The organism is Winogradskyella endarachnes, assembly GCF_009741275.1.
Lineage (GTDB): Bacteria > Bacteroidota > Bacteroidia > Flavobacteriales > Flavobacteriaceae > Winogradskyella > Winogradskyella endarachnes.
The window spans coordinates 138,087-147,563 of the sequence record NZ_WOWS01000007.1 but is presented as its reverse complement, the minus strand read 5'-3'; the positions used below and the strand labels follow the sequence as shown (position 1 = coordinate 147,563).

The window sequence follows — 9,477 nt, the reverse complement described above, 5'->3', positions numbered from 1 at the left end:
CGGTTGGGATGGAACATATAATGGTAGTTTAATGCCAACCAGTGATTATTGGTTTACAGTAGAATACGACGAACCAGGCACTGATATCCGTAAAGAATTTAAAGCCCATTTTACCTTGAAACGATAAGTGTAAAATTATAGTATAGAAAAAGCCTAAACATGTTGTTTAGGCTTTTTTTGTGCGTTATTCTGGCTTATTTACAGATAAATAGAATTGTAGTATATAATATTATTGTTTGTTAGGAAAAGGGTGTCTTATATATTGAATAGTAAGTTCCTTTTAAAATTATTTAACTGTTATATTGGATTTATATGTTTGTACATCATTTTTCCATGGTACAAATAGATTTAAAAGCACTATTTTCTTTATAGTTAATTGTTACGTTTAGTAGTTAATATTTCAAAAGTAGAATAGCTATTAAAAACAAAAAAAAACCAGAGAAGCGATGTTCTCTGGTTTTAATATATTCAATTTTAACCGACTTAAATATCAAATCCAAGTGTTAATATAAAATCGGAGTATTTTGTTTGTATAGAAGCTGTATCTGTTAAACCTACATTATATAATTGATAATTAATGTCTCTTTCTGATTGGCTGTAGGCTAAGTCTATGTTGAAATTTCCAAAACTATATCCTAAACCTACAGAATAGCCATCTAAATCACCATAAAATCCATTATCTTCATAAGGGCTTTCTTCAAAGTGATATCCTCCTCTAAAGCGCAATTGTTTGTGGCGGTATTCGCCACCTAATTTGTATGAAGAAGCTGATGTTAATTCATTACTGATTTGATTATTTAAACTAGAAAAATATGCATCACTAGTAGGTCTAAATTTTGTAGTAGAATAATCTTTAACAGAGTAATCAAAACTCAATAATCCTTTTTTGCCAAAAATATAGGCTATGCTCCCAGTGATTTTACTAGGTGTTTTTAATTTGTATTCTTCATATATATTTACAATACTACCTATATAATAGATTTCTGAATCTGCATTATTAGAATCAATATTTTGTATTAATTCATCACTTATGCGGAACCATGTAGGTGAATTGTAAGATAGACCAACTCTTAAATCATTAGTGATTTTTGCAATTGTTCCTAGTTGAAAAGAAAAACCTGTACCAGTTGTATTTAATAAATTATCAAAGGCAATATTATTAACAACAGAACCACTGTTAGAATTTGTTTCTCTTAGTCTAGTTAATTTTTCGTAATTAATAAAATGGCTATTCAAATTAATTCCAAAATATAACTTGTTATCATAATCAGCAGCAAAATTAAATGCAAGTTTCCCATTGTAACCATTGGATGCATATAAATAGGTTTGATTAAAGTCACCTGATGCTACATTAGAAATATAGTTGGTTTCATTGTCATTGGTGTCATCATCTAAATCTTCTGGATCTAAAATACCAGACCAATACCCTAAAAATGCTTGTTGTATAGCATAGCCATTTTGAAGTGTACCAATATCTGCATAAGCTTCTTCAATATATTCTCCTGGAAGAAGTTTTAAAGTCCCAAATTCAATATCTCCACTATTGGCATAACCTAAAAAATAACTATCTATTGAATTTGTATTGGTGCCAGTTGCTATCCATTCATCATCAAAATCTGCGGAACGGTCATACGCAATACTTAATGAAAACTTCTTCCACTTAGAATTTTCGTTTACATTCTTAAAAATAAAAGCAGCACCTAATTGGTTTAAATCTACATTAGATTCAGAAGTTGAATTTTGTCCATTAAAATAAGAAACATCGTTGTTTTTGTTGAAATATCCAAGGGATAACGATGCTTCACTATTATTAAATATGGCAGAACCAGCAGGATTAATATTAATGCTAGACATGTCTCCACCAAGGGCTCCAAAAGCGCCGCTCATGGCTCTAAATCTTGCAGTTCCTTGAATTTCATCCATAGAATACCTCACTGCATCGGTAATGTCTTGCGCTAAAATATAGGATGTACTCAACAAACCTATGCTTAACATAAGTATCTTTTTCATAATAAATTTTTAAGTATTTGGATTATAATATTCTATCCTCTTCTAGAAGAACCACTGCTTCTACTGCTGCTAGATCGAGAGCTAGACGACGATCTAGCGCTAGAACTTCTAGATGACGAACTACTACGAGATGATCTTACAGTACCTGATGATCTGCTTGATCTAGTAGATGAGGACCTTGTGTTACTTGACCTAGACGTTGATCTGGTATTAGGTAATGATGTTCTAGATGATCTAGTGCTAGGTCTTACAGTTCTAGATGATCTGGTTGTATTAGAACTTCTTGCACCTGTGCTTCGAGTTCTACTAGATATTGCAGAATTAGATGATCTTCTACCTGTATAATTTCTACTTGCTATTGAAGAATTAGTTCTTCGGCTTAAATTATTGTTGTATAATAATCCTCTTCTAGAGCGATTGTATGCAAATCTATTTCCGTAATAAAAATTGTTGTAACCCCAATTATTAAAACCGTAACCGTAACCATAGTACCAAGGAGAATTAAAACCAAAACCATAATATCCACCGAAAGCCCAATTGTTATGCCATCCCCATGGATTCCAACCCCAAGGTCTTCCCCAATTATAATAGCCGTATCCAAATCCACCATTCCACATCCAAGGGTTGTTATAGCCATACCAACCATTATCAATGTAATTGACTGTTACAGTATTTCTGTTTTGTCCCCAACCACCATAAGGTGTGTTTTGCTCAGTAGAGTCTTCTACGGTTTCAATATAATCACTTTCATAAGAATCTATATCAGTAAATATTTCACTTTCTTCACTAATAGCATCCATTTCTGCTACGTTTTCTGCAAAATAATTTTTGTAATAATTAGAGTTGTTGGTAGACGTGCTTACAACTGTTTCTTCTGGTTCATTTTCTTCGGTAGAATAGATACCGTCGTTGTCATAGCCTGCATATTGAAACGATCCACAAGACGTTAGTATTGTAACTAAACTAAGTACAACAATATGGGGTAATTTTTTAAATGTGGTAGTTTTGGTTTGCATATCTTTTTTATTTAATTGTTGAACAATGTAAAAATAGTTAGTTTTGCTGAACTATTTTAATATTTAACATAAGCACAATATTTGTGCCAAAACACTAAAAATGAGTAAAAATCTTACTAGCAGAGCCGAAGATTATTCAAAATGGTACAACGAACTGGTTGTAAAAGCAGATTTAGCTGAAAATTCAGCTGTTCGAGGTTGTATGGTTATTAAACCATATGGATATGCTATCTGGGAAAAAATGCAAGCTGAATTAGATAGAATGTTTAAAGAGACAGGACATCAAAATGCATATTTTCCATTATTTGTACCGAAAAGTTTATTTGAAGCAGAGGAGAAGAATGCCGAAGGTTTTGCCAAAGAGTGTGCTGTTGTTACACATTATAGATTACAAAACGATCCAGAAAACGAAGGTAAATTAAGAGTGGATCCTGAAGCAAAATTAGAAGAAGAATTGGTTGTAAGGCCTACTAGTGAAGCTATTATTTGGAATACATACAAAGGATGGATACAAAGTTATAGAGATTTACCAATACTTATAAATCAATGGGCCAACGTAGTGCGTTGGGAAATGCGAACACGATTATTTTTACGAACGGCCGAATTTTTATGGCAAGAAGGCCATACGGCTCATGCCACAAAAGCAGAAGCATTGGTAGAGGCAGAACAAATGAATAATGTTTATGCAAAGTTTGCTGAAAATTTTATGGCTATTCCTGTTATACAAGGTGTAAAAACAGAGAGTGAGCGTTTTGCAGGTGCGGTTGAAACGTATTGTATTGAAGCATTAATGCAAGATGGTAAGGCTTTACAAGCAGGTACCTCTCATTTTCTAGGCCAGAATTTTGCAAAAGCCTTTGATGTTAAGTTCACTAATAACGAAGGTAAGTTGGATCATGTTTGGGCAACGTCTTGGGGAGTATCTACGCGTTTAATGGGAGCTCTAATAATGACACATAGTGATGATAAAGGTTTGGTTTTACCACCAAATTTGGCGCCTTCTCAGGTGGTTATAGTACCTATATATAAAAATGATGAACAATTTGATGCTATTACAGCAAAAGCCGAAACTATAATAAACGATTTAAAAGCTTTAGGTGTAAGCTGTAAATTTGATAAAAGAACAACACATAGACCTGGTGCAAAATTTGCTCAGCATGAATTGCAAGGCGTTCCTCTAAGAATAGCTATAGGACCAAAAGATTTAGAAAATAATACTGTAGAATTGGCACGTAGAGACACTTTGTCAAAAGAAGTAGTAGAAATGAGTGGTTTAGCACAAACTATTAAAAATCTTTTAGATACTATACAAGATGCATTATATAAAAAAGCATTAAATTATAGAGATGAACACATCACAGAGGTAGATGATTTTGAAAATTTTAAAAAAGTTTTAGAAAATAAAACAGGATTTATTTCTGCGCATTGGGATGGTACTTCTGAGTCAGAACAAAAGATAAAAGAGCTTACAAAAGCAACTATACGCTGCATTCCTTTAAATAATAAAATGGAAGAAGGCGTGTGTGTATTTAGTGGAAAACCATCTAAACAACGCGTGCTTTTTGCTAAGGCTTATTAATTTTTTTAAAAAAAGTTTCATTTGTTGTTGCAGAAGTTAAAATTAGTTGTATTTTTGCATCCGCAATGGAAACGTTGTAGGTTCATTTAAATAATTTAATAACCAAAATGGCCCGTTCGTCTATCGGCTAGGACGCATGGTTTTCATCCATGTAAGAGGGGTTCGATTCCCCTACGGGCTACAATTTTAATAAGAAGAAAAATAATGGCAAATCATAAGTCAGCTTTAAAAAGAATTAGAAGTAACGAAAAGAGACGTGTGCTTAACAAGTATCAGCATAAAACTACTCGTAATGCTATAAAAAAATTACGTGAGATTACTGATGCTAAAGAAGCTCAAGATATGTTACCTTCAGTTATTAGTATGATTGATAAATTAGCTAAGAAGAATGTCATTCATTCTAATAAGGCTGGTAATTTAAAGTCAAAATTAACTAAACATGTAGCTGCGATTTAAAATTGTAGTTTATACTAAGATAAATAAAAGTCTTTCCTAAATGGAAAGACTTTTTTATTTTTAATTTAGTAAGGCTAATAAAGGTAATTGGCTATATTTTAAAATGATTCGGTTTATGGCGTCTTTTTTAATATATACTATTTTCGTAATTAAATAAGAATATTATTATGCACAAAGCAGGTTTTGTAAATATAATTGGTAATCCAAATGTTGGTAAGTCTACGCTAATGAATGTATTTATTGGTGAAAAACTATCTATTATTACGTCTAAAGCGCAAACAACAAGACACAGAATACTTGGTATTGTAAATGGTGAAGATTTTCAGGTGATTTTAAGTGATACACCAGGTATAATAAAACCAGCTTATGAACTTCAATCGTCAATGATGGATTTTGTAAAGTCTGCTTTTGATGATGCTGATGTGCTAATTTATATGGTAGAAATAGGAGAGAAGGAGCTTAAAGATGAAGCTTTCTTTAATAAAATCACAAATTCTAAGATTCCGGTTTTATTATTACTTAATAAAATAGATAATTCTAACCAAGAGCAGTTAGAGGAACAAGCTCAACTATGGCAACAAAAAGTACCAAATGCAGAGTTTTTTCCTATTTCGGCATTAGAAGGCTTTAATGTACAAAACGTATTTGATAGAATAATTGAATTACTTCCTAAGTCTCCACCTTATTATCCAAAAGATCAGTTAACAGATAAACCAGAACGTTTTTTTGTTAATGAAGCTATTAGGGAAAAAATTTTAATGCATTATAAAAAAGAAATTCCTTATGCAGTAGAAGTTGATACAGAGGAATTTATTGAAGAAGAAAATATTATTAGAATGCGTTCTGTAATTATGGTAGAACGTGAGACTCAAAAAGGAATTATCATTGGCCATAAGGGCTCTGCTTTAAAACGTGTTGGTGTAGAAGCTCGTAAGGATTTAGAAAAATTCTTTGGTAAGCAAGTCCACCTAGAACTATATGTTAAAGTAAATAAGAATTGGAGAAGTAATCAGAATCAGTTAAAACGATTTGGATACAATCAAAAGTAGAGTTTAGCTACGGTATTTTTTAACAATGGTATTCATAAAATCGTTTAACAAGTGCATTTCGGGCATTCCTTTAGAACGTCCAATTCTTCCTGCCAAATAAAGAACAAACCAAATTATTATCATTAAGAACACTACACATAATTGTATAGTATAGTTGGTTTTTAAAGTATAGTTAGTATATGCCCATATTCCGAATCCGAAGAATAGACCTGCGACAATAAAATGTAAGAACATAAATAAGGTCCATACTGTAGGATTTGGTCCAAATAACCCATTTAATATAGTTTTTTTGTCTTCAACGCTATTTATTTCAAGATGTAATTGAGGCGACCAAAAGTGTTGTTCTTTTTTAGGGAATTTTATAAAAACGTGGTCATCAATTCTACTTATTATAAAGTTAGATTGTTTAATCTTATATTGTTCAAATTCTTCTAAAATTATTTCATTATCGCCTTGTAATTCAAATTTAAAGCGAGGTCGTAAAACAATTTTATTTGAAAGCGCCATACTAGTTAATGACTAATAATTTTATTTTAAAATAAGGAATTCAACACGCCTGTTAATTGAATGTTCTGTTTCGGTACAATCATCGCCACATGGCACTAATGGCTGTGTTTCTCCATATCCTATAGATGATAGCCTCTCTCTTGCAATTCCATTTTGCACAAGGTACTCAAGGGCAGATTTTGCACGTTTGTCTGAAAGTTCTAAATTAAAGTCATAACTTGCTCTAGAGTCGGTATGTGCTCCAAGTTGAATTTCCATTCTTGGGTATTTCAATAATAAAGCCACTAATACATCTAAAGTATTTGCTGCCTGTGGTTTTATATCCCATTTAGCAAAATCGAAATAGATATTTTCTAGTTGAATAAATGTGTTACCGTAGTCATCGTCTGTTACAATTTCTTCAGCATCTTTATAAGATTCTATTTCAAGTTCTATATTAAACTCTATATTTCCTTTATCATTAGTGTCAAAATATTCTAATTGAGGAATATATTTAGGTTGAAAACCTTCTATAGAATAATGCTGATTTGGCAAGGTAGAAAGCTTGTATTTACCATCTATACCAACTATTTGTTCCGCAATTATATTTCCATCTTTATCAAATAATGTTACGGTTGTATTAGGTAAAATCTCACCTGTAACCTTATCTGTTACTAATCCTTCAATAAAATATTTTCGTTCTGTATCAATTCTTTTAAACGTATAAATATTATCTAAACCAGACCGATTAGAAGATAAAAATCCAGTATTAAGTGAATCTACCACAACAAATGCAAAGTCGTCTTTTTCACTATTAATAGATTCACCTAAATTAAGTGCATCTAAATATTTACTGTTACTCATTGAGCTAGAAAATAAATCTAAACCTCCAAAGCCGTGTTTTCCATTAGAAGCAAAGTATAATGTGCTATCTTGAGCAATAAATGGAAATTGCTCACGTCTTACTGTATTAATACTATCGCCCAGATTAATAGGTTCTCCGAAAGAATTAGGGCCTAAAATATCTACATAAAAAATATCGAATGATCCAACAGAATTTGGCATATCACTAGAAAAATATAGACGAGTTTCATCATTATTTAATGCGGGATGCATGGTAGAGTATTCATTACTTGAAAAAGAAACCGCTTCTACATTTTGCCACTCATTATCAATTAATTCTGCTTTAAATATACTAACAACAGCAATTTTAGTAGAATCTAAATCAATTCGTTTTTTATGATTACGAGAGAAGTACATAGTCTTACCATCTTTGGTAAAAATGGCGTTACTCTCGTGTTGTTTAGCTGTATTAATTTTTTTACTTAATGGCTGAATACTATCTAGAGATATAGTGTCTCCAATAGTTACTTTAGCTTCATACAGGTCTAAATATGGTTTGCCATTCCATTTATAATTTGGATTTTTGATGTTTTTGGTAGAGGCAAATACAATTTTGTCATCTTTTAATCCTACGCCAAAACTAGATCCTCCTACATCTGAAGTTAGATTAAATAATTCATATTTGTAAGGGATAATACGGTCTAAAAGTGATTTAAAGCTTTTTGTGTCAAACGGATCGTTTAAATAATTAGTTGAAATTTCATCAGCTTCATCATATTTTTTTATTCCTTTTAATACTTCAAAATATTTAAAATAAAAGTCTTCTGTTAGATTGTTGCTGTCTTTTAATCCATAAACTTGTTTGTATGCCTTATAAGCTTTATCAAATTCAGTATTGTAATAATAACAATCTCCTAGTTTTTCCAAGTTTGAAGCAGTTTTAGGTAAACTAGCAAATATCTCGGCAGCATCTACATAAGCTCTATTTTCAAATAAAGCATCAGCTTTAGATTTTGACTGCGAAAAACTTACGGCACCAATCGTTAAAAAGATTAAAAAAATATGTAATTTATACGTTTTCATTTGTTTTCAATTAGAAAAATCTTGGAGATTTATCGTAGCCTTTTCTTAAATTACTGATATTAATTAATAACATTATTTCATGCGAACCCGAGTTAAAGTCACCCAAATTAGAAATTGTATGATCATAAGCATAACCAACACGAAGGGAATCTGTTAATGTAAAATTAATCATACCAGTATAAGCGTCATCAAACCTATAACCGATACCAAATTCTAATAAATTAAGATATCGAAAGTTAGCGGATAAGTCTATTGATAAAGGTGCTCCATTTACATATTTAGTCATAAAAGCCGGTTTAAATTTAAATGTGTCATTTAAATCTAGTACATAACCACCAGTTAGAAAAAAATGCATGTTTTCAGATCCTTGTGAAACAATTCCACTACTTTCTTCAAGGTGTTTGGTTTCTAACAAATTAGGGACTGATAATCCTACGTAATAGTTTTCAGAAAATAGAAATAAACCAGCTCCAATATTTGGAAACGTTTTGTTAATATTTTCTGCAAATGCAGGATCTTCATCAGGGTCAGAATAAACAAAACCATCAAAGTTAGCATTATAGAAACTAGCTCCAGCTTTTACACCAAAAGATAATTTAAGTGCTTCTCCCATGGGAATAACATAAGCTAAATCAGCAAATGCACTTGTTTGTTTTACAACGTCTCCAATATCATCATGTACAATGGATAATCCTCCTTCTAAACGGTCCGTTAATTTAGTATGGAAAAAGCCTGTTGCAGTGGTAGGACCACCAACTGATCTTGCCCACTGAGATCTATACAGCAAACCTCCATTAATTGAAGAGTTTTCATCCGTAGCATAAGCGGGATTTATAACACTCATATTGTACATATATTGAGTGTATTGTGGGTCTTGCTGTGCATGTGAATATAACCCAATTAATAAGGTTAATATTGTGATGCTATATGTTGTTATTTTATTAATCATTGTATT

9 protein-coding genes and 1 tRNA gene are annotated in these 9,477 nt (G+C 31.6%); 5 read left to right on the top strand and 5 right to left on the bottom strand.

What is annotated here, in order from left to right; all coding sequences use genetic code 11:
• Positions 1-127, top strand: a 127-nt coding sequence (locus GN138_RS14935) for a T9SS type B sorting domain-containing protein (protein ID WP_157364803.1), incomplete at its 5' end; no start/stop codon positions are given.
• 356 nt (positions 128-483) lie between these two features.
• Here the strand turns inward: GN138_RS14935 and GN138_RS14930 are convergent.
• Together GN138_RS14930 and GN138_RS14925 are read right to left on the bottom strand one after the other, a co-directional pair.
• On the bottom strand, positions 484-2,010 hold the full coding sequence (locus tag GN138_RS14930; RefSeq protein WP_157364802.1) for an OmpP1/FadL family transporter: 1,527 nt from the start codon (positions 2,008-2,010) through the stop codon (positions 484-486).
• Positions 2,011-2,042: 32 nt separating this feature from the next.
• Positions 2,043-3,026 (bottom strand): hypothetical protein, encoded by a 984-nt coding sequence (locus GN138_RS14925; protein ID WP_157364801.1) that lies wholly within the window; start codon positions 3,024-3,026, stop codon positions 2,043-2,045.
• 100 nt (positions 3,027-3,126) lie between these two features.
• Here GN138_RS14925 and proS point away from each other — a divergent pair, with 100 nt between their 5' ends.
• The 4 genes from proS (at position 3,127) to era (ending at position 6,110) form a co-directional block, all read left to right on the top strand.
• Complete coding sequence (proS, locus tag GN138_RS14920; RefSeq protein ID WP_157364800.1) at positions 3,127-4,605, top strand: proline--tRNA ligase; 1,479 nt, start codon at positions 3,127-3,129, stop codon at positions 4,603-4,605.
• A gap of 109 nt (positions 4,606-4,714) precedes the next feature.
• Positions 4,715-4,786: transfer RNA gene (locus GN138_RS14915), tRNA-Glu, on the top strand.
• Between the two features lie 23 nt (positions 4,787-4,809).
• Entirely contained in the window at positions 4,810-5,061 is a 252-nt protein-coding gene (gene rpsT / locus GN138_RS14910) for a 30S ribosomal protein S20 (RefSeq protein ID WP_157364799.1), read from the top strand.
• A gap of 164 nt (positions 5,062-5,225) precedes the next feature.
• Positions 5,226-6,110: a GTPase Era gene (gene era, locus GN138_RS14905; RefSeq protein WP_317162764.1), complete on the top strand. Its 885-nt coding sequence runs from the start codon at positions 5,226-5,228 to the stop codon at positions 6,108-6,110.
• A 3-nt stretch (positions 6,111-6,113) separates the two neighbouring features.
• Here the strand turns inward: era and GN138_RS14900 are convergent, their stop codons facing one another.
• Genes GN138_RS14900 through GN138_RS14890 form a run of 3 tightly spaced genes read right to left on the bottom strand, consistent with a single transcriptional unit; the run spans position 6,114 to position 9,471 of the window.
• Entirely contained in the window at positions 6,114-6,617 is a 504-nt protein-coding gene (locus tag GN138_RS14900; protein WP_157364797.1) for a GTP-binding protein, read from the bottom strand.
• 21 nt (positions 6,618-6,638) lie between these two features.
• The gene (locus tag GN138_RS14895) at positions 6,639-8,522 is read right to left on the bottom strand and encodes an OmpA family protein (protein WP_157364796.1); all 1,884 of its coding nucleotides are present in this window, start codon (positions 8,520-8,522) and stop codon (positions 6,639-6,641) included.
• A 10-nt stretch (positions 8,523-8,532) separates the two neighbouring features.
• Positions 8,533-9,471, bottom strand: a complete 939-nt coding sequence (locus GN138_RS14890) for a PorP/SprF family type IX secretion system membrane protein (protein WP_157364795.1) — start codon at positions 9,469-9,471, stop codon at positions 8,533-8,535.
• Positions 9,472-9,477 lie beyond the last annotated feature (6 nt).

Coding starts and splice junctions, on each gene's coding strand:
- GN138_RS14930 (WP_157364802.1), bottom strand. CDS start 2,010: ATGAAAAAGATACTTATGTTAAGCATAGGTTTGTTGAGTACATCCTAT.
- GN138_RS14925 (WP_157364801.1), bottom strand. CDS start 3,026: ATGCAAACCAAAACTACCACATTTAAAAAATTACCCCATATTGTTGTA.
- proS (WP_157364800.1), top strand. CDS start 3,127: ATGAGTAAAAATCTTACTAGCAGAGCCGAAGATTATTCAAAATGGTAC.
- rpsT (WP_157364799.1), top strand. CDS start 4,810: ATGGCAAATCATAAGTCAGCTTTAAAAAGAATTAGAAGTAACGAAAAG.
- GN138_RS14900 (WP_157364797.1), bottom strand. CDS start 6,617: ATGGCGCTTTCAAATAAAATTGTTTTACGACCTCGCTTTAAATTTGAA.
- GN138_RS14895 (WP_157364796.1), bottom strand. CDS start 8,522: ATGAAAACGTATAAATTACATATTTTTTTAATCTTTTTAACGATTGGT.
- GN138_RS14890 (WP_157364795.1), bottom strand. CDS start 9,471: ATGATTAATAAAATAACAACATATAGCATCACAATATTAACCTTATTA.